Annotated in this window: 19 protein-coding genes and 1 pseudogene; 8 read left to right on the top strand and 12 right to left on the bottom strand. The window is 59.6% G+C overall.

All coding sequences use genetic code 11. The features are described from left to right. Nucleotides 1-508 precede the first annotated feature (508 nt). From AC0L39_RS06955 to AC0L39_RS06980, 6 genes and pseudogenes are all read right to left on the bottom strand, one after another. Complete coding sequence (locus AC0L39_RS06955) at nucleotides 509-1,372, bottom strand: DsbC family protein (protein WP_473261818.1); 864 nt, start codon at nucleotides 1,370-1,372, stop codon at nucleotides 509-511. Continuing rightward, nucleotides 1,369-2,629: pseudogene (locus AC0L39_RS06960) on the bottom strand (TraB/VirB10 family protein). Before AC0L39_RS06960 ends, AC0L39_RS06955 begins: the two are co-directional and overlap by 4 nt. Further along, nucleotides 2,629-3,384: a type-F conjugative transfer system secretin TraK gene (locus AC0L39_RS06965; RefSeq protein WP_473261820.1), complete on the bottom strand. Its 756-nt coding sequence runs from the start codon at nucleotides 3,382-3,384 to the stop codon at nucleotides 2,629-2,631. Before AC0L39_RS06965 ends, AC0L39_RS06960 begins: the two are co-directional and overlap by 1 nt. Beyond that, nucleotides 3,381-3,947: a type IV conjugative transfer system protein TraE gene (locus AC0L39_RS06970; protein WP_473261821.1), complete on the bottom strand. Its 567-nt coding sequence runs from the start codon at nucleotides 3,945-3,947 to the stop codon at nucleotides 3,381-3,383. The genes AC0L39_RS06965 and AC0L39_RS06970 overlap by 4 nt, the downstream gene beginning before the upstream one ends. Nucleotides 3,948-3,959: 12 nt before the next feature. Then, the gene (gene traL, locus AC0L39_RS06975; RefSeq protein ID WP_473261823.1) at nucleotides 3,960-4,247 is read right to left on the bottom strand and encodes a type IV conjugative transfer system protein TraL; all 288 of its coding nucleotides are present in this window, start codon (nucleotides 4,245-4,247) and stop codon (nucleotides 3,960-3,962) included. Between the two features lie 28 nt (nucleotides 4,248-4,275). Further along, nucleotides 4,276-4,614: a hypothetical protein gene (locus AC0L39_RS06980; protein ID WP_473262307.1), complete on the bottom strand. Its 339-nt coding sequence runs from the start codon at nucleotides 4,612-4,614 to the stop codon at nucleotides 4,276-4,278. An 81-nt stretch (nucleotides 4,615-4,695) separates the two neighbouring features. Here AC0L39_RS06980 and AC0L39_RS06985 point away from each other — a divergent pair, with 81 nt between their 5' ends. The 4 genes from AC0L39_RS06985 (at nucleotide 4,696) to AC0L39_RS07000 (ending at nucleotide 6,815) form a co-directional block, all read left to right on the top strand. Then, nucleotides 4,696-4,977 carry a hypothetical protein gene (locus tag AC0L39_RS06985; protein ID WP_473261825.1) on the top strand — a complete coding sequence of 94 codons (282 nt, stop codon included), beginning with the start codon at nucleotides 4,696-4,698 and terminating at the stop codon, nucleotides 4,975-4,977. Continuing rightward, nucleotides 4,961-5,443 (top strand): hypothetical protein, encoded by a 483-nt coding sequence (locus AC0L39_RS06990; protein WP_473261827.1) that lies wholly within the window; start codon nucleotides 4,961-4,963, stop codon nucleotides 5,441-5,443. The genes AC0L39_RS06985 and AC0L39_RS06990 overlap by 17 nt, the downstream gene beginning before the upstream one ends. After that, nucleotides 5,436-5,678, top strand: a complete 243-nt coding sequence (locus AC0L39_RS06995; protein WP_473261829.1) for a helix-turn-helix transcriptional regulator — start codon at nucleotides 5,436-5,438, stop codon at nucleotides 5,676-5,678. Before AC0L39_RS06990 ends, AC0L39_RS06995 begins: the two co-directional genes overlap by 8 nt. A gap of 372 nt (nucleotides 5,679-6,050) precedes the next feature. Continuing rightward, a complete protein-coding gene (locus tag AC0L39_RS07000; RefSeq protein WP_473261831.1) occupies nucleotides 6,051-6,815 on the top strand; it encodes a sulfite exporter TauE/SafE family protein in 765 nt (254 codons plus the stop codon). A 207-nt stretch (nucleotides 6,816-7,022) separates the two neighbouring features. Here AC0L39_RS07000 and AC0L39_RS07005 read toward each other — a convergent pair whose 3' ends face one another. From AC0L39_RS07005 to AC0L39_RS07020, 4 genes are read right to left on the bottom strand one after another with little or no spacing between them, the layout of a single operon-like run. Then, complete coding sequence (locus tag AC0L39_RS07005) at nucleotides 7,023-8,279, bottom strand: MgtC/SapB family protein (protein ID WP_473261833.1); 1,257 nt, start codon at nucleotides 8,277-8,279, stop codon at nucleotides 7,023-7,025. Continuing rightward, entirely contained in the window at nucleotides 8,276-9,187 is a 912-nt protein-coding gene (locus AC0L39_RS07010; protein WP_473261835.1) for a ribose-phosphate diphosphokinase, read from the bottom strand. The genes AC0L39_RS07005 and AC0L39_RS07010 overlap by 4 nt, the downstream gene beginning before the upstream one ends. Beyond that, nucleotides 9,184-10,728, bottom strand: coding sequence for a thymidine phosphorylase family protein (locus AC0L39_RS07015; protein ID WP_473261837.1), 1,545 nt, complete (start codon nucleotides 10,726-10,728; stop codon nucleotides 9,184-9,186). The genes AC0L39_RS07010 and AC0L39_RS07015 overlap by 4 nt, the downstream gene beginning before the upstream one ends. Next, entirely contained in the window at nucleotides 10,725-12,047 is a 1,323-nt protein-coding gene (locus AC0L39_RS07020; protein ID WP_473261839.1) for an MBL fold metallo-hydrolase RNA specificity domain-containing protein, read from the bottom strand. The genes AC0L39_RS07015 and AC0L39_RS07020 overlap by 4 nt, the downstream gene beginning before the upstream one ends. 243 nt (nucleotides 12,048-12,290) lie before the next feature. Here AC0L39_RS07020 and AC0L39_RS07025 point away from each other — a divergent pair, with 243 nt between their 5' ends. Together AC0L39_RS07025 and AC0L39_RS07030 are read left to right on the top strand one after the other, a co-directional pair. Continuing rightward, nucleotides 12,291-12,920: a Crp/Fnr family transcriptional regulator gene (locus AC0L39_RS07025; protein ID WP_473261841.1), complete on the top strand. Its 630-nt coding sequence runs from the start codon at nucleotides 12,291-12,293 to the stop codon at nucleotides 12,918-12,920. A 252-nt stretch (nucleotides 12,921-13,172) separates the two neighbouring features. Further along, a complete protein-coding gene (locus AC0L39_RS07030) occupies nucleotides 13,173-13,472 on the top strand; it encodes a hypothetical protein (RefSeq protein WP_473261842.1) in 300 nt (99 codons plus the stop codon). 6 nt (nucleotides 13,473-13,478) lie between these two features. On the opposite strand, the gene AC0L39_RS07035 is transcribed toward AC0L39_RS07030, so the two are convergent. Further along, entirely contained in the window at nucleotides 13,479-14,150 is a 672-nt protein-coding gene (locus tag AC0L39_RS07035; RefSeq protein WP_473261844.1) for a response regulator transcription factor, read from the bottom strand. Then, the gene (locus AC0L39_RS07040; RefSeq protein WP_473261846.1) at nucleotides 14,137-15,300 is read right to left on the bottom strand and encodes a PAS domain-containing sensor histidine kinase; all 1,164 of its coding nucleotides are present in this window, start codon (nucleotides 15,298-15,300) and stop codon (nucleotides 14,137-14,139) included. The genes AC0L39_RS07035 and AC0L39_RS07040 overlap by 14 nt, the downstream gene beginning before the upstream one ends. A 229-nt stretch (nucleotides 15,301-15,529) precedes the next feature. Between AC0L39_RS07040 and AC0L39_RS07045 the strand changes: the two genes are divergently transcribed. Both AC0L39_RS07045 and AC0L39_RS07050 read left to right on the top strand, forming a co-directional pair. After that, nucleotides 15,530-16,105, top strand: a complete 576-nt coding sequence (locus tag AC0L39_RS07045) for a GNAT family N-acetyltransferase (protein WP_473261848.1) — start codon at nucleotides 15,530-15,532, stop codon at nucleotides 16,103-16,105. 15 nt (nucleotides 16,106-16,120) lie between these two features. Continuing rightward, nucleotides 16,121-18,793 carry a cation-translocating P-type ATPase gene (locus AC0L39_RS07050; protein WP_473261850.1) on the top strand — a complete coding sequence of 891 codons (2,673 nt, stop codon included), beginning with the start codon at nucleotides 16,121-16,123 and terminating at the stop codon, nucleotides 18,791-18,793. The last annotated feature ends 262 nt before the right edge of the window (nucleotides 18,794-19,055 follow it).

The following is a 19,055-nucleotide window of genomic DNA, read 5'->3' on the forward strand; positions in this document are numbered from 1 at the left end:
GGAAAGGCCGGGTGCCCCTGCAACCGGCGCTTTCGCGCCGGGCAGCTCCGGAAAAGTCTGGGAGGGGATAACCAGAACTTCCGGGAGCTGCTGCGGGGTAAAACTGGAAGGTGGAGCAATGGGTTGCTTTTGCTGTGTGCCTTGGCTGGCACGGTACCGAGCGCGCGAAGAACCTGGCCCGTTGAGAGTGGCGCCCGCCACTCCGAATGCGGCGGCTCGGGCAAAGGCACATGGACAACGCGCGCTTCGTGCTCACGTCCGCTGGCATCGCGCCGCGCAGCGACTACAATACGCAGCTTGCGGTCGCTGCTTGGCGCTGTGACCTGAGTGACAGGTTCTTGAGGCAGGCTCGCCTTGGTCGCGGCTTCATCAATCGCCGATGTGGGCGCGCAGCTGCCACCCGGCGCGCGGCAAGCGAAATCACCGCTCACATTGCTGCCCAAAGTTGCGCAGCCACTGATTGTGACAGCGAGCCCAGCAAGGATCGCAAGCTTGTAGGTGCGCGGGCTCATTGGTCTGCTCCGCCTTTGGCAAAACGGATCAGCGTTTGCGTATCGCGGTAGCCGTGAAGCACTGCACCATCTTTCGCGCGAACGATGACGGGCGTTCCGGAAAAGCCATTGGCTTTGGCAAAGGCCTCATTGGCATCTAGCGCCTCGCTTACATCGCAGCTCGAGGGTATTGGGTGTGTCTGCCCGGCATAAGCCTGATGCATCGCTTTGGCGGGATCACGGGCGCAGAGCGCGCCTTCAGCCATCCGGCGGCTTGATGCGCCAAAGATCGAGATCGGGCGTTCTTCGATGAAAAGGCCTGTGTCTTTGAGGGCGCCGGTGAGCTGGCGGCAATAGCCGCATTGAAAGTCTGAAAAGACGATCAGCTTCTCACCCCTGGGATTGCCCCAGTGCACTGCGCCGTCTTTCGGAAGGCCAGCTGTATCGACTTCGGATTTCGCAGCTTTCGCTTTGTGGCTTTGATCCGCGCTATCAGCGCCTCGAGCGGCGCGCGCGGCTCCTGCGGCCAGAAGATCGGGGTTGAGCTCGATCAGCCGAGTGGCTGTCACATCACGGCGTTTTTCAAGATCATAGAGCCGTCCGACGAAGAGATAGCGCGCCGCCTCGTCGATATAGAAAAGCGTGTCGCCTGAGACCACTTCGCACCAGGGCGCAAAACTCTTGCAATCTAGCGCATCAATCGGCGTTTTTGGCAGCCGGAGCTTGAGCGCTTGGCTGACATCGCGCGCAATCGCGGCATGGGCCGGGATGGCGGTCACCATGGCGACACCGCTGGTGAGCACGGCAGCGGCGCTCGCTGCTGCGATCGAGAAATGAATAGCCCGTGTCATCAGACCGGGACGAAAATCGTGAAAGTTCATTGAGAGGGGCTCCTGACATGGACGCCGTCGAGAAAGACGATTTCGACTTCGATGCCGGTCGGCATCTCGACGACGGGTTGGTATTGTTCGGCGCGTTCGATGAGGTATTGGCTGACGGTGTCGGCGGCTTCGCCAGCGCCTTGGCCAAAACCGCCTGCAAGAATGTCGGTGGGTGAGAGCGCGTCGCGCTGGCCATCCTCGCCGACACGGTACGGCAAAAATGCCATTGGCGTTGGCGGAAAAGCCCCGGCCAAACCCGCCGACAATCCCAGCGAGCAGCGCTTGGCTTACAAGACTGCCTTCGCGGCTCACGACGCGGCCGCGAACGCCGGACTTGCCAGCAAAGGCGATGAAACCCTTGACCTCGCTGACCGCATAACGACCGCCTGGCTGCGCGCAGGTCATACGCACCAATTTGACGTAGACTTTCTCAGCCGAGAGATCGCCGCGCGCTGCGCCATTGACGAGGCAGCCGGTCAAATCCGTGGTGAGGAGGCGTTTGTCTTTGAGGACAGAGCGCGCCGGGCCAGTGATGCGCAGCACCACAGGGAGCGGATCGCTTTGACTGGTCACGCCCGTAGACGCATCAACCCCGACGATGACCGTCGCAGGAGCATAGCTGTTGGGCGGAAGATAATCTCTGCTCGCTTCCAAGAGCAGCGGTGGTGATCCATCGTTTACACTGGTGGGCGCAGCCTTGGAGTTCTCGCTTTTAAAGCTGAGCAGGCTTGCTTTTGGCTCGGTGAGCGGTGCTGGCTCCAATGCTGTTGGCTTGGAGCCAGGCTGAGGCGGAGCAATCGGCGCGACAGGCGCCACAGGAGGATTGGCTCTTGCACTTTCGAGCTCCGAACGAAGGGCCGCATTTTCAGCTGAGATCGCATCGATTGCGGCCTGGCCATCGCTCAACATCCGCGCGTTTTCGCCGCGCAGTGTATCGAGTTCCTGTTCGATCGAGCTTTTGGGAAGCTGGCTTTCTTGTAGGTCTTTGATCGCCCGGCCCTGCGCATCGAGCCGATTGCCATAGGTCGCCACAAATTCCCGCTGAGAGAGATTGCGGTTGACCAACCCGCCCGTATCGATGGTGGTCGCACCGCCATCCGTGCCATTTTCCGCTTCATCGCCGCTGAAAATGAACATCGATCCGCCGATGAGGGCTACTGAGCCGATCCCGGCGAGGAGCAGCTTTTGCCGTTTGGCGATCGCGCTGTTGAGACCCGCTCTTTTGCTGTCGGGCGCTTTGGCTTTGCTCTCGGCCATCACTTGAGTCCTCCCTTGGCAAAGACGAGGAAGGCCCGCGTCGTCTCGCCGGGTGCGAGCGTTTCGCTGGCATAGGCAAAGGCGAGCGCGCCTGCGGGCCCATCGCGCTCATTTGCAAGATCGATTGCCTCAGATCCGAGATTGCGCAGGGTGAAGGCTTGGCCGGTGAGTTCCCCGCCCTCGTATTCTGCGACCTGTTGGACTTCGAGGCTGCCAGTGCGGCGCGGGCGTGACAGCGCAGCCCGCGCACGGAAACCTGGCAAGACGGCATCGCTCGCCATCGCTTCGATCAGACGGATCGCGGCTTCGTCTTCGGATGGTGCGGAGTTCAAGCCGTCGCCATCATCAGGTTCGGCTAGCGCTGGATTGGTGACGAAGAGCTGGCTCGCTTCTTCGCCTTCGATTGCGCAGGCGAATTTGTAGACATGGCCCTTACTGCTGGTGGCAAAGAAGCTGACCCGTGCGCTCGCATATCGCTGCGGGACGGAGACATAGATGTCGCCGCGCACTGGCTCATGCGTCACTTCAAAATCATTATAGGGATAGCCGCTTGCCATCTTTGAGACATTGGCAAAGCCGTCTTTGATCAGCGCAATCCGGGTGAGCGCACCGCGCGCGAGGACGCAATCAATCGTTGCCCCATCAGCGGCTTCGACAAACTGATCTGCATGCGCAGGCGAAGCCTGGATGAGCGAGGCTGAAGCGAGCAGCACACTTGTAAGGGCTGTCGGCAGGGATCGGGTGGAGAAGCTCATTGGCTTTCCTCCTCTTGGGCAGGAAGTTGGCGGAAACCGGTCAGGCCAAGGCTGAGGCCGCGGCGCCGCCAGATGAACTCAAAGCTGCGGGTCTGGCTGGCGATCACTTGCGCGCCGACAAAGGTCTTGAGCGTTCCGCTTACAGTTGAAGTGAGTGCGTCCGGATCGACATGGATTTGCGCAATCACGAAGGCTTGGCTGATGTCCGAGCCGCGCTGCTCATCAACGATCTTGACCAGTTCAGCCTTAAGACTTCCGCGCGCTGCTGGATCAGCAAGCTTGAGGATGCTCTCCATCCAATAATCGAGGCTTTCGGGCGCGCGATTGAGCAACATCAGAGCGGTGTCACGGGTAACAAGCTCGAGATATGTCGCGTCGATCCCGCTACTCGAGAGCTCGACCCGTTCCGATGTGATCGGCATCAGGATGAGCGCTTCATCGCGAGTTGCTGCGGTACCGACAGCGAGAACCGTGGAAAGGCCGAGCGCGCCTGCCAGCGCCGCAAAGCGGTTGCGCTGCTTCAAATGGCGTTGCGCCTCTTCATAAGCGAATTCAGATTTCATCTGCTTCCTCCCTCAGCCGGCAAGCAGGCGGCAATGGGAGGGCGGCGTGGCTTTCAAGCCGAGGAAGCTCCCCGGCAAATACCAATAGGCAGCGTGCACCAGTTTCGAGCTTGCACCAGATCTTTTCGCTTTCCGAAGAGCGAACCAGGTCACGGCCGCGAGGCCAGTCCCGATGAGAATGTGCTGCGCTAGAATGCCCCAAGCGAACGGGATCAGCAGTCCCGCAAACTCATCGATTGTCCAAAAGCCAATTAGCTCCGGATCATCGAGTCTTTGAGGCACCAGGTATGTGTCGACCATGCCGCCCTCCTTTCAGCGTAACCAGCGATCAGATGGTCGCGGTCACGACAGAGGTGACGATCGGCACACCGGTGCCAACGCCGATGCCAACGCCCACGGGCACAGCGACCTGGCCAAGCGCGAAACGGCCTGAGGCCAGCGCGATGAGGCCACCGGCGAGGCTAAGGACGGTAATGATCTTACCGCCGGAGCCTTCGAGGAAGTCTGTGAACTTCTGCAGCGCGGGATCGAAGGTCGTATCAGCGCCGGCATAGGCCGCGCCGGCGCAGGCCAGGGCAACGGCTGCCGGGACGATATAGTCGCGTGTCCGAATGTTGCTTTTGGCCTTTGGGGGAGAGTAAGGGTCTTGGTCATCGAGGAACTCCATTTGGAACACAAAACAGCGATGCGTTCGCTGTATGTTCTTCCTCGATTGAGTGGTGGGGTGTAGGAAAACAGAAGGCGGAAGTTGTCGGTCGCCGAACAAGCAAAAATCGACAATCTGCTGCCAATCGCCGCGAAATGCGCACCCGGTCTGCTGTCGTGCGCTTCGTTGGCCGCTTTTTGCGCGGCGGCGGACAACAATTGCGCGCCGGTGACCGGTTTTTGCGCGAATCACGGCTCGGCGGCGTATCACGCGATCCTATACGTTCCTTATATGTTCTTCTTTCTTTCCTACAGCCTCCTTGCTCGGGTAGCGCGACTCCTTGCCGAGAAACCCTTAGGAAAGCCCATTGGTCACTCCCGATAAATCCGCAGACGAGGTGCAGCATGACGGTCTCGCGAAACTGCTGGCGGCCACTGTTTTGAACAGCGGCAAGACACGCATCGAGATATCCCGGCAGTCAACCATCCATAAGGATGCACTGCGCCGTATTCTGACAGGCGAACGGACAGCGACGCTATTCGAAGCATCGCGCATATTGATCGCTTGCGGAGTTGATCCGAACCTCGCTCTCGTGCTTTTCATTCTGACCGATGCGGACCAGGCGGTTCAGTGGATCGATACCGAGATCGGCGCCTTCCTTGGCGCATTCCTCACCACGCTACCGGTCGCATTGACCTGCGAACTCGGATCGAGGTTGCAGGAAGTGCGGCCACGCTGGGCAAAGGGGACGGCCCAAAGGCTCGCGCGCCTCCTCGCCGAACACATTGATGATCTTGAACGAAGAGACGCGCTCTTTATTCATAACGAGTACGAAAGCGCCGATGGCTGAAACGGAGACTCCAGCGTCGGGCGGTCCGACAAGCACCGTTGCCAATATCGCGGTGCCATCAGAGCGGCTGCTGCGCCTTCCTGAAGTCATGGAGCGCGTAGGCCTCCGACGTACGGCCATATACCAAAGGATGAGGGAAGGGCGGTTTCCGCAATCGAGGTCGCTTGGACCAAGGTGTACAGTATGGGTTGAATCGGAGATCGATGATTGGATTGCTGAGGTGACGAAAGCGTGACCTGGACGTAGTCATTGCGGCCGCGACCTCCGCTTTCTTTGATCAGCGCGCCACCCACCCTCGTCAGCGGCAAGGCCATCGCAGGATACAGCTTTCAGGTGATTTCGTTCGCCTGGTATATGGGCGCGCGGCGGTACCGCCCGAGCCTTCAGGACTTGATGGCAGAAACCTTCGATAACGGCCTGCGCAAACATCGCGAGCGCCCGGCGGGTAGGTAACGCGAGCCTTCTTTCAGATCAGGCCTTTTCGCCGCTTCGCCACCTCAAGCATCTCGAACGATGCCCCAGGTCAGCTTAAGCAACCGCAAACCACGTAGATTTCCGCATGTTAGCAAATCGTAATCCTGACTAGCCCCTTTCCAGGAGCGCGGCGATGGAACTGCTCGAATTTGCCTGGTCTGATATACTGCCTTTCATTGCCATTGGATTTTTGGCGCAACTGATCGATGGCGCGCTCGGCATGGCATTCGGCGCCATTGCGACGACATTCTTGGTCGGGTTCGCGGGCGTTTCGCCTGCTCAGGCATCATACAAGGTCCATGTCATCAAGATTTTGACCAGCGGCGTATCCGGTATCAGTCACGCGATCGCGGGAAACATCCATAAACGTCTGTTCCTGATGATCCTGTTTCCCGGCATACTTGGCGGATTGATCGGCGCCTTTGGTCTGGCGCGATTGGACGGGGAGGCGGTAAAGCCTTTTGTCTTCGCTTACTTATGCCTTCTGGGCCTGCTTCTGCTTTTCAAGGGGATGAAGGGGCGGCCCAGGCACAGGGCACCAAGGGCTGTTGTCCCTCTTGGATTTGTTGGCGGCTTGTTCGATGCGATCGGCGGAGGGGGATGGGGTCCGGTCGTTAGTTCCGGGCTGATGCTACAGGGTACAGAACCGCGCAAGGTTGTGGGATCGGTGAACAGCGCCGAGGTTTTTGTCGCGATCGCGATCTCCGGGGCATTCCTAGGACAATTCGGCTTCGAAGGAATGGCATCAGCCACTCTTGGCCTCTTGATAGGAGGCGTCATTGCCGCACCCTTTGGAGCTATCGCAGCGAAGTACATACCAGCCCGCGCTATGTTTGTGCTGGTCGGCAGCGTCCTGACGATCACGACTGGCTACTGGTTGGCGGGAAATCTCATCTGAAGGCAAGATCCAGATTGCACGCTAAAGCAGTCGGCCCGCAGCTATCCGTCATATTACTCCCTGCATTTAAAGGTTTCATAGTCTGGCTGCTACGGGCCTATCTGATTGGGTCATCGTTTCCTTGCGGTTACTCGCCAGCCAGCGACCCTTTTATGACACGATTCGTGACGGGACACTTGACGGATATCAAGTGCGGGATGCGAAAGCTCAGAAATTGATCCACCAGAAGGCGATGCTCGCTGCCAAGGTGAGCATGCTCAGCGCCAGCGCGCGTCCTGCCGACTGGGCTTTTCGGCCCCCGTTGATTAGGGTAATCGCGAGCTTGACAGACATGTTCGCAAGTATGGTGCCTGCAAGGGCGATCGCAGCCAGCCACGGCGCGACAGCATTGACCGGCAGGCCCCCTGCCGTCACGATTGCAACATCGACATCCATGGATCCCATCAGGAAGAGCATCACGGCGATCCCTTGCTCGCCAAAGCGTTCCAGGCCCCAGCGGGCTGCCACAGCGCCGACCGCGACGAAGGCCAGGAAGCCGAGCGCGGGCAGAAGCGCGATTGGATTTTTGGGCAACTGCGTCCGCTGACCGCCACTTTGACCGCGCCAAAGCCACGCTCCGGCGATCCACGTCACCAGCAACGCAGGCAGCACGATGGATGAGAAAGCGATGATTAGACGCGGCGCGAGTATCGCGACGAGGATGACCACGCGGACATACATCACCGCGCTCGCCAGAACGATACCAGTGCACTCGATCCCGCTCGCAGTGTCATCGCGCAATCGCTGGGCCAGCGACTGGGTGACCGCAGTCGAAGAATATGCCCCGCCAATGATAGCCGTGAGCACCGTTCCGTATCGCGCGCCCAGCGCTCGGTCGGCGACGTAGCCTAGGAAGGAGAAGCCGGTGACAAGGATGACCACGAGCCAGAGATTCTGCGGGTTCCATGCATCCATCGGCCCCATGTTGCGATCGGGAAGGAAGGGCCTGACGGCAAGGGCGATAACCGCGAAACGGACAGCGGCTTTGAGGTCTGCCTCGTCGAGGTTGGCGATCCAACGATGGGTTTCGGTCCTCAGCGCCAGGACCATCGTCACCAGGGCAGCAAAGGCCACCGCAACTTCCGGCGAACCGAAGCCGGCGACAAAACTCAAAGCGAGTGTAGCGCCCGCTGCCGCCGCGCTTGTGGCGTCGGCCTCGTTGGTAAGCTTAGCTTCACGCAGATAGGCCAACGCAACGATAAGCCCGAGAGTGATGATAATCGCAAAGCCGATCAGTTCGGCCTGATACCGCGCTAGAATGCCGGCAATCCCGCTCGCAATGGCGAGGACGAGGAATGTTCGCACGCCCGCGGCACGTTCGCCATCCTTGCGGGTGCGCATCGTCCAGCCTCGCTCGATACCGATCAATAGTCCTACTGCCGCGGCAGCGAGCATTGGCAGCCAGACTTCGTCCAGCTCGATCACAGACGATGGCGCGCACGACTGAGCGCGATTAGATCTCGCACGTCGGCAATCAACGGGCCAGCAACATCGATCCGGTTGCTGGGGTGGGGCACGCTATTGCAGCTCACGAGTTCGGCGAATTTTGCGTTGGTCGTGATCCGCTGCGGCAGGTGCTTGGCCAGCGCATGAACAGCGACGTAGATTGTCGGCTGCTTGGCGTCTTGCGCCGTTCGCTCGACGATGGCAGCCATCGTTCCTCCGCTCGAGACGATATCGTCGATCACAACCGGTGTCATTTCAGGGTGCAAACCGTCCAGAGTGCCGCTGATGCGTACGTTGCGGTCGCCCAAGCGCTGCTTCTTGAATACCGAAAAGGGCGCATCGATGTGCGCGGCAATACGCTGGATCCACGGTGCACTTTCGCTGTCGGGTCCGATCAGGAACGGATGCTCGATCTCTTTTGCGATCCAATCGCCAATGGGTGATGTTGCTTTGGTTGCACGGGTTGGGATCGAAAATACTTCTCCCAGATGCTCGATCCGGTGAAGGTGCGGTTCGAGCGTGACCAACCAGTCGAAATGCCTGGAAAGGATCGCCGCAAAGATCTGTGCAGAGACGGCTTCGCCATCGCTAAAAGCCTGATCCTGTCGCATATAGCCGAGGTAGGGCGCGACCAGCCCGACCTGATGCGCGCCTTGCGTGCGCGCCGCATCGGCGGCGAGCAAAAGGGGCATGATCCATTTATCGGGGTCATCAAGACCGCAAAGAAATACCACCGCACGATCGACGACCTTGGTGTCGAGACGGATGTAGCTTTCACTGTCCGGAAACCGTCGGTGCTCGAATGAACCTGCCTCCATGTCGCCCCCAGCAAGTATGCTGTCTTTCAGACTTTCAGCCGCGTGGAGTGTAAACAGCAGGGGCCTCAACTAGCGCGTTCCTCGATCAGATCGCAATTCGCCCGGTAGTAGTCGAGCGCATATTCCAATTCGCCGATGCTTTCGCCATGGAGCGTGATCAGCGGCTGCCCGCGGTCCACCGGATCGCCGATATTGACGTGAAGCTCGAGTCCTGCCGAGGGCGATCGCGGCGCTCCGGCGAGCTTGGCGAGGCGCGCGAGCCGTCTATTGTCGACCGCGGTGATATGCCCCGCACGCTCGCATTCGATTACGTGCCGGAACGCAGCCCTCTCTGGCCTCCGAAAGCCGCCTTGCGCTTCGCAAATGGCCACGAATTTTGCCATCGCGCGACCATCGTCGAGAATGGCTCTCGCCGCGTCCTTGCCCTTGCCTGGCGGGTATGCGCCGCCCATTTCGAGGATCGCAGCAGCGAGAGCCAATCCTCGTTGCCGCAATTCATGCGGGGCGGTGCGTCTGCATTCGAGCACCGCGAGGACATCACGTGCCTCCAGCGCCGGACCTATGCCGTCACCGACGGGTTGCAATCCATCCGAGATGACGGTCTCGACATGCAGGCCGAAGGCATCTCCAACGCTTTTCATATAGGTGATGAGTTCCTCGGCATCGGCGGCTGACCGAACTTTGGCGGTCGGCCCGACCGGTATGTCGATCAGCACATAGGTCGATCCGGCGGCAATCTTCTTCGACATTACCGATGCGACCATTTGAGAAGTGCAGTCGAGCTCCAGCTCCCGCTCGACCCGGATAAGCAGATCGTCGGCAGGCGAAAGTTCGACCCCGCCGCCCCAGACGATGCAGCCGCCTTCCTTTTCGACGACCTTGCGCATCTCATCGCCGCTTAGATCGACGCGGGTCATAGTTGCCATGGTATCGGCGGTCCCGGCTGGCGATGTGATCGCCCGCGAAGAGGTTTTCGGGATCGTCAGACCTGCGGCTGCTACAATTGATACCACTATAGGTGTCGTCCGGTTGCCGGGCAGGCCGCCCACGCAATGCTTGTCGACCACGACATCGCCCGGCCAGGCAAGCCTGTCACCTATCGCGACCATCGCTTCGGTCAGCGCAACCATCTCGCCTGCTGCTGGAGGCTGACTGGCCAGCGCTGCGATAAACGCCGCGGTTTGCACATCGGAAAGCCGACCTTCGACGATATCGCGGAAAATCGCACTGGCGTATCTCGCATCGAGCCTGTGACCGTGCACCTTGCTGCGTAGCGCACCCATCGAAGTCAGGCTTCTGGGGTGGTGCAGGGTGACATTGTCGCCCCTCTCGAGGCCGAGCTTACTCCAAGCGATCTCCGAAAGACCGATTTCATCAGGCGCAATGAGGGCATCTTCCACCTGATACAGCCGGGCGATCACCTGGCGATCCCCGTGGCGCAGCTCGACCCGGGCTCGCTCTGTAAGCCCCTCCGATCGGGCGACGGTGCAATCGCGGTTCACGATCGCTATCGCCTCGCGCTGAGTGTGCAAATTGAGCCGTCTTGCCTTGAGCGGCACGAGCTCGCGAGGGCGATCAAGATCGACGGGTACGAGAGACGAAGCCTTCACAGTTTCACCCGCTCACCATGTTCGGGGACGCGGGCTTTCCAACCGAGCTGCTCAGCGATCTCAAGGCGGAAGCGGTCGGCAGGTTGCGCTTCGCCATGCACGACGAAGCATTGCTCTGGCGGCGTTTCGAAGCCGCCAAGCCAGCGCAGCAACTCATGTTGGTCCGCATGCGCGGACAGCATGTCTAGCGAGACCACCTCTGCCTCTACCGGAACATGTTGGCCGTGAATCTTTATCGTGTCTGCACCGTTCAAGAGCGCTGCACCCCTGGTGCCGCCTGCCTGATACCCTGCCATCACAATCGTGCTGCGATGGTCGGGAGCATAGCGCTTCAGCCGATGCAGAATGCGTCCGCCGGTCACCATTCCGCTTGCGGAGATTATGATTTTGGGACCGGGCTCCGTATCGAGCCTCTTGGAGGCTTCTACGTCTCGCGTGTAGATCACATCGTCCCAGGCAGCGCGGCATTGCGCGGCGCTGAGACGATGGTCGGCGGCATGGTGGCAAAAGAGGTCGGTTGCGCTGCAGGCCATCGGGCTGTCGAGATAGACGGGCACATCGGGCAAGTTCCCACGCCGGCGGATGGCGTAAATGTGATAGAGCAGGGCCTGCGCGCGACCCACTGCAAAGGAAGGGATAATGACGCTGCCACCACGCGTGATTGTCCGTTTGATGATGCTCTCCAGTTCCTGCTGGGGTGCGAAGTCCGGATGACACCGGTCACCATAGGTGGATTCAACCAGCAGGTAATCCGCTTGCGGCACAGGCTCGGGATCGAACATCAGGGGATCACCGTAACGCCCGACGTCCCCCGAAAAGACGATGCGCGTCCCATCCGCGATCATATCCACGCTCGCCGCGCCCAGAATATGCCCTGCATAGCGGAACCGGATTGAGCAATCGCTCACGACGTCGATCCGCTCTCCCAATGGCTGCGGTGCGAAGGATTTCAGCGAGCGCAGCGCATCGGCCCTGGTGTAGAGCGGCAGGGCGGGATCATGCTTGCTGAAACCGCGGCGATTGGCATAGCGCGCGTCCGCTTCCAGAAGGTAACCGCTATCGGGTAGTAGCAGGTTGCAAAGGGCGTAGGTGCCCTTCGTGCAGATCACTTTCCCGGCAAACCCGTTCTTCACCAGCAACGGCAGGTATCCCGAGTGATCGAGATGCGCGTGGGTAAGGACGACCGCATCGATACTCGCAGGATCGACCGGCAGGGGATTCCAGTTGCGCGACCTCAAGACCTTGTAGCCCTGAAACAGGCCGCAATCGACGAGCACCTTGTGACGCGGTGTTTCGACGAGAAATTTCGATCCCGTCACCGTGTCTGCTGCGCCGAGAAAAGTCAGATGAACGATACGTACCTCCTGCCAGTGATTGCCACTGGCCCGTAGAGACTCGGTAAGAGCATCCCATCATCGCAGCCTGTATCCGTAAATCTCCCGAGTAGCGGTTGGCTATCTCCCTGGAAGCGGCAGCGAAGAGCTAAGTACATTCACCGATGCCGTGACATGGTCGTCAGCCTCTAGTCTCGCTCCCATTCAAGCAGCGAACTGGGAATCAGCATGTACCAATCATCGGGTTTCGAGCTTCTGGATCGAGCGGTGTCGATGCCTGCTCGCGATGGCGAGATTCTTTTCGAAAAAGGTGATTCATGCCGGACCACTCTTGAAGTCTGCCGAGGGGTCGCGCGAGCGGTCGCCTATTCGCGCGAAGGGGATCGCCAGATCATGGCGTTCTTTTTCGCAGGCGACTTTATAGGTTTGCCGCTGTTGCAAACGCATCGATACTCAGCGGAGGCTGTGGGTGGCCTGTGCTTCACTCGACATTCTACGCAACTTTTTCGGACGGGTTCCGCCCTGCAAGATCCGGTTCAACCTGATTTTTTCGTCGATGCCGTTTGGCGTGAAGAGAAGGCCTTCATTGCGCGGAGCCTGATTCTCGGGCGAGTGGGAATGAGGGCGCGCGCTGCCGCGTTTCTCGACTATCTTGCCCAGCGACTGGAGGTTGTGGATGGCATGCTCAACCTTTCGATTCCGCAAGGCGACATGGCATCGTATCTCGCCACCTCTCCCGAGACCATGTGCCGCACTCTGCGCAGCCTTCGTGACGAACGAATTATCTCAATGCCTTCCCGCAACCGACTGGAAATACTCGACGAATACAAGCTCAAAATGATTGCTGAAGGTGATTAGAGGATATGCCTCTCCGGCTCGTCCTTTACCCGAAGATGGCCTTTTAAGATTGTCCCGGAGGCAGCCGAATAAACAGGATTTAGGATGGTTAACACAAGGATAACCCTCAACACTTACGATTGTAGGCATGGTCAACGCTGAACACGCCTATTCATTAAAGCCCCGGATCGGGATTAGGGGGAGAAGGCGATGCGTTGGAGGCTCGTAAGACTGGAGCATGGGCCCACACGTGAATTTCCAGCGGGTTCTGCCGTGCGCGCCTATCTGTTGCGCATTCCCTTGCAGTCCAATGGACACATCGAGACCGACACGCATGCGCGCGATCCAGAGCGCTCGACTGTGCGCAGATTCTGGCCCGACGAAAAGGATCGATCCGGTTATGTCGTAAGATGCGAAGGCACCTGGGAGCTGGTTTCTGTCGGCGACAAAGAAGAAGCCGAGGTGATCGGCTGGTTCGAGGATTGCCGATTCTCGGCAAGCGCAATCATCTCCATCACCGAACCGGCGAATGGGGCGATACCCTTCGAGGTGGCGGATATTCGCGTCGACTGACGTTCCCTATTCCGTGCTAGGAGCTTGCGCTGCTGCTCGCCCTTCGCTCTTGTGTTGCTCTGTTTCGCCAACGCCCGCAGCAAAGGCGATACGCAGCAGATCGGAGAGATTGAATACGGCGAGCTTTTTCATGAGGTTGGCGCGGTGTATCTCGACCGTGCGGGGGCTGATATCCAGATCGTAGCCGATGGTCTTGTTTGGATACCCCTTGGTCAAACCGACCAGCACTTCGTGTTCGCGCCGGGTCAGGCCGTTGACCAGCAATTCCGCCTCTGTCCGCCTTTTGCTTTTTTCGCCTGATCTTGCGAGCCGGTCGAACGCCTCGCCGATGGCTTGCAGTGCCGTGTCCTTTGCAAAGGGCTTCTCAATGAAGTCCACCGCCCCTGCTTTCATCGCCCGGACCGCCACTTCGACATCGCCGTGGCCGGTCATTACCACGACAGGGAGAGGCGCGCCGCGTTCGCGCAGTTCCGCCTGGACTTCCAGGCCATCCACCTCCGGCATCTGTATGTCGAGCAGCGCGCAGCCCGGTTCTAAGGAACGCACCTCCTTCAGAAACTCCACCCCGCTTGTGTAGATTTCGACCTTATGACCCGAGGTCTTGAGCATGAAACCGACCGAGCGACGAACTGAATCGTCGTCATCGACAAGATAGACGGGATACTCACTGCTGGTCATCGGTACTCTCCGCGAGTGGGACGGTGAAATGAAAGGCACAGCCACCAAGGTCGGATGGCTCGACCCAGATCTTGCCATCATGCGCCTGGATGATGGTATGGCAAATCGACAGACCGACGCCCATTCCGCCCGATTTGGTGCTGTTGAAGGGATGGAACAACCGCTCCACGACTGCCTCGTCCAATCCGGGGCCACTATCGATGACGGAAACTCGCGCGAAGCCGTTGGCGGTCTTCTGCGTGTGGACGCGCAATTGCCTATGCCGGGACTCGAGCATCGCTTCGAGCGCGTTACGGATCAGGTTGAGCACGACCTGTTGGATCTGCACCGGATCGACGAGCACCTTGTCGGCGCTTGCATCTATCCGAGTTTCGAAATCGACGCCTTTCCCATCCCCGTTCATCAGGGACAAGGCTGAGGCTTCCTGAATGATGCGGCTGAGGCTGACGATCTGGCGTTCGGTCTCGCCGCGTTTGATGAAATCGCGCAGCCGGTGGACGATCCGACCCGCGCGTAAGGCCTCGGACGCGCATTCCTCAAGGGCTTCACGCACCATTTCGATGTTGTCCGGACTCGGCTCGCTCAAAAGGTCGCGCGCCGAATGGGCGTAATTTGTCACCGCTGTCAGAGGCTGGTTCAGTTCATGCGCCAGTGACGTGGCGAGCGAACCCATCGCGGAAATTCGCGATACATGCGCCAGTTCGCTCTGCAGCGTATGCAACTCGCGTTCAGCCTTCCGGCTTTCGCTGAGGTCACGGATATAGGCGACAAAGGAGTGCTCTCCATTCGTCTTTAGTTCGCCAAGCGCGATGCTTATCGGAAAAGAACTGCCGTCGCGATGGCGGGCTGTCGTCACCCGCCCAGTCCCGATAATACGCGCCTCTCCCGTAGTAAGATAGCGCTGCATATACGTATTATGGCTTTCGCGGTCGGGAGAGGGCATGAGGATGCTGACATTCTGGCCCATCACTTCGCTCTCGGTATAGCCGAACACGGCCTCCGCGCCTGTGCTGAACGAGGCGATATGTCCGTGTTCGTCCGCGATGATCATCGCATCGGGGACCGTATCGATGAGGGCATGCAATTCATCGGCGCTGCGCAAAGTCATCGATGACTTTGATTGCTCATTGGCAGGATAAGAATTGGACATGTCCACCGCTTTCACTGAACGGAGGAATATCCACACAGCATTCAAAACCTAAGGCATTTACGGAACTATAGCGAGTCACAACCTCATTTGTCGCTCTTGTCGGAGATTGGTTATTCGTGCTGCGATCCATCGATAATTGAGCCGGCTTCGTCGCCCGCTTTAAGGACATTTACGGATCGCAACGCCAGCCCGCATCGATCAGGCTCAGCCTCATCGAAGGAGACCCGCCATGTCCGATCTGAAACACCCCGCATCCCCGAAGCAGCAAGCCAAAAGGTTCTCCAATCGGGACGCGGAGAAGGATTGGAGCGGCTTGGTGACCACGCAGGCCGGAGAGGAGATACTAATCACTCCCGCCCGCCCTTCTGACAAGGAAGCGCTGGCCCGCTTCTTCAACGGCGTGAGCCGACGCGACCTCTACTTCCGTTTCCTTTCCGGCATGCGCAAGGTCGATGAGGGGCGGCTCGCGCAGATGACCGACGACAGCAATGATCGCACCATCGATTTCCTTGCGGTCGATCCTGAAAGCGGTGAAGTGCTCGCCAGTTCGATGCTGGGAGCCGACGAGGACTTCGAGACCGCAGAATTCGCGGTTTGCGCGCGAGAGGACATGAAACAGCGCGGGATAAGCTGGGCGATGCTCGATCACGCGGCGCGCTATGCCGAGGCAATGGGCATCGCCAAGATCACCTCGCTTGAAAGCGCGCAGCAGAAGGACGGGCTCGATCTCGAACGGCAAATGGGTTTCAAGATCCTACCATGTCCCGACGACCCGACCCTGATTATCGCCGAAAAAACGTTCTAAGCGGCACCCCTGCGAATGACCGGGAGCGAGCGTGCTTGGCACACATTGACCGCCGAGCAGGCGCTTTCAGTTCTGGACGCTAAACGACATGGTCTATCCGAGGCAGAGGCGGATGCCCGCCTTGCCCGGTTCGGCCCCAATCGATTGCCCGAAGCACGGATGCTTGGGCCAGCTCAGGTCTTCCTGCGTCAGTTTCGCAGCCCGCTGATCTATCTTCTCCTTGTCGCCGGCATCCTCTCGCTTGTCTTGGGCGACCGCTGGGATGCGGCATTCATTTTCGGCGCGCTGGTGCTCAATGCGACGATCGGGGCCTTTCAGGAACTCAAGGCCGATGCGAGCGCACGGGCGCTGCGATCGCTCGTGCCGCAAACCGCCCGCGTACGGCGCGGCGGAGTTACGCGCGACGTCGCCTCCGAAGATGTCGTGCCTGGGGACGTGACCGAGCTTGAAAGCGGCGTTTCCATCATCGCCGACATGCGCCTCATCGAGGCCATCGGGATCGAGGTCGATGAATCGACCTTTACCGGCGAATCCATGCCGGTTGCAAAACGTGCAGAAGCTCAGCTGGCGGAAAAGGCAGTCGTCGCAGACCGTAACAATATGCTTCACGCGGGCACATCTGTGGTTGAGGGCAGGGCGCTTGCCGTGGTCACTCAGACAGGCGCTACCTCGCAACTGGGGCATATCGACCGCACACTCGCGCAGGCGGCAAGCCATGCTGGCGCGATACCGCTTGTGCGACGCATGGCGTTGCTCGCTCGCCAGATTGCCCTGATTGCGGTGGCGCTGATCCTGGTTCTCGGAGCGCTATTGGCGCTGGAGGGACAGCCGCTTCGCGATATCGTGCTCCTTGCGATTGCGCTTGCTGTGGCGGCCATTCCCGAAGGCCTGCCCATCGCTGTTACCGTTGCGCTCTCTTCCGCCGCTCGCAGAATGGCACGGCGCAATGTCATCGTGCGAGCATTGCCAGCGGTCGAAGGGCTGGGGGCCTGCACCCTGATCGCCAGCGACAAAACCGGCACGCTGACCGTCAATCGATTGACTGTCGAGAAGGTCACGCGGCCCGGCGGCGCGAGGGTGGAGCGAGAGACATGGAAGACGGGCCATGCTGACCAAGCGCTTGTCCGCCTCGCTGAAGCAGCTGGGCTCTGTAACGAAGCCAAGCTCAAGGCTCATGGCAGTCCGGTAGGCGATGCGGTCGACTTGGCCCTGCTTGATTTCGCGCGCGAGAACGGGTGCGACATAGAGCACCTCGTCGCGGCGGATCGCCTGTCGATCGTACCTTACGAACCCGCGCTCCGATACGCAGCGGTGGAGGCGGACTTCGGCGCCGAAGTGCGATCGGTTGTGAAGGGCGCGCCCGAAACCGTGCTCGCCATGTGCCGGGATCAGGATGGCGAGGCACTGGACCTCGCCGAGCGACTGGCAGCGGAGGGATATCGCGTTCTCGCTCTGGCAGAGGGGAGAGAACACTCAGGCGACGGTCATATTCACGATCACTTGTACGATCTCGAGCTTCTCGGGTTTGTCGGACTGACCGATCCGCTGCGGCACGGCGTGATCGAAGCAGTGGCCAAATGCCGCGAAGCCGGGGTTTCCGTGTCGATGATTACCGGGGATCATCCCGCGACCGCGCTGGCAATCGCGCGCAAGCTCGGGATGGAGGCCGATGAAAAGGGCGTGGTTACCGGGGCGGAACTGCAAATGCTGGCGGACGACCCAGAGGCGTTCGCGCGCCGTGTTACTTCGAGCCAGGTCTTTGCGCGCACCGAACCGGCACAGAAGCTCGCCATCGTAAGGGCGCTAGAAGAGGCGGGCCATACGGTAGCCGTCACCGGCGATGGCGTGAACGATGGACCGGCGCTCCGTATGGCGGATATCGGTATTGCGATGGGGCGCAGCGGCACCGATGTGGCGCGCGGTGCATCCGATCTTGTGCTCGCGGACGACAACTTCGCAACAATCGTTGCTGGGATCGAAGAGGGTCGCGTGACCTTCGCCAACATCCGCAAGATCGTGCTGTTCATGCTCGCGACCGGCGCTGCGGAAATCCTCATGTTCCTGCTCGCAATATCGCTTGGCTTACCCATGCCACTGACGCCTGTGCAGCTGCTTTGGCTCAACCTTGTGACCAATGGCGTTCTCGATGTAACACTTGGTTTCGGGCGCGGCGATGGCGATGAATTGAAGCATCCACCGGAGCGCAAGCTTGCCTCCCTGATCGATCGCAATGCTCTTTTCCTGATGCTTCCTGGGGCCGTGTTGATGACCGTTATTGCAATCTGGGTGCTGGAGGATCGATTGGCGCTCGGCATGCCGATCGAGGATGCGCGCAATCATGTGCTTTTGATGGTCGTGACGTTTCAGGTCTCTTTTCTCTTGAGTATCAGGAATCTGAAGGTCCCGTTTTGGCGCTGGCATTCACCCGAAAACGGCTGGATGTTCGTCGGAATGGGCGTTGCCATCGTATTGCAAATCGGGGCAATGACGTTTCCGCTGCTTCAGAAATTCCTCGAAACCGGCCCTGTTGAACCCGATTTCCTGCTTGTGTGCGCAGGCGCTGCACTGGCGGTGCTGCTGGCTACGGAAGGGGTGAAGCTGTGGCTAGCGCGCAAATCCCGTTCCGACGCAGATGGCCTTGCTGGTCGCTCGATGGTGGAGGACTCCATACGTCATGGGCAGGAATAGGTCTCTCCAGACTTTGAGGGGTAATCGCTAGGCCTAAGGATCAATCCGTATCGCGCCAGTCTTTCGATAGGGCGAAAACTGCTGCGTGACACCGGCAAAGTTGGGATTGTGCAAGTCGATATCGGACTGTCGACATTGAGCGGGGACATCGGCGGCGACACGCTCGCGAAGTCCTTCATTGCTTCATTGTGAGGGGCGATGCGTGCGCAGGCAGGTTGCCAGAGTCCGAGATCCATGGCTCGTGCCACTCGAGACGAGCAAT

This window comes from Erythrobacter sp. K21-9, assembly GCF_055808355.1.

Bases quoted from the DNA above. Each gene is read 5' to 3' on its own strand.
- AC0L39_RS06955 (WP_473261818.1), bottom strand. From the start codon at position 1,372: ATGAACTTTCACGATTTTCGTCCCGGTCTGATGACACGGGCTATTCAT.
- AC0L39_RS06965 (WP_473261820.1), bottom strand. From the start codon at position 3,384: ATGAGCTTCTCCACCCGATCCCTGCCGACAGCCCTTACAAGTGTGCTG.
- AC0L39_RS06970 (WP_473261821.1), bottom strand. From the start codon at position 3,947: ATGAAATCTGAATTCGCTTATGAAGAGGCGCAACGCCATTTGAAGCAG.
- traL (WP_473261823.1), bottom strand. From the start codon at position 4,247: ATGGTCGACACATACCTGGTGCCTCAAAGACTCGATGATCCGGAGCTA.
- AC0L39_RS06980 (WP_473262307.1), bottom strand. From the start codon at position 4,614: ATGGAGTTCCTCGATGACCAAGACCCTTACTCTCCCCCAAAGGCCAAA.
- AC0L39_RS06995 (WP_473261829.1), top strand. From the start codon at position 5,436: ATGGCTGAAACGGAGACTCCAGCGTCGGGCGGTCCGACAAGCACCGTT.
- AC0L39_RS07000 (WP_473261831.1), top strand. From the start codon at position 6,051: ATGGAACTGCTCGAATTTGCCTGGTCTGATATACTGCCTTTCATTGCC.
- AC0L39_RS07025 (WP_473261841.1), top strand. From the start codon at position 12,291: ATGTACCAATCATCGGGTTTCGAGCTTCTGGATCGAGCGGTGTCGATG.
- AC0L39_RS07035 (WP_473261844.1), bottom strand. From the start codon at position 14,150: ATGACCAGCAGTGAGTATCCCGTCTATCTTGTCGATGACGACGATTCA.
- AC0L39_RS07040 (WP_473261846.1), bottom strand. From the start codon at position 15,300: ATGTCCAATTCTTATCCTGCCAATGAGCAATCAAAGTCATCGATGACT.
- AC0L39_RS07045 (WP_473261848.1), top strand. From the start codon at position 15,530: ATGTCCGATCTGAAACACCCCGCATCCCCGAAGCAGCAAGCCAAAAGG.
- AC0L39_RS07050 (WP_473261850.1), top strand. From the start codon at position 16,121: ATGACCGGGAGCGAGCGTGCTTGGCACACATTGACCGCCGAGCAGGCG.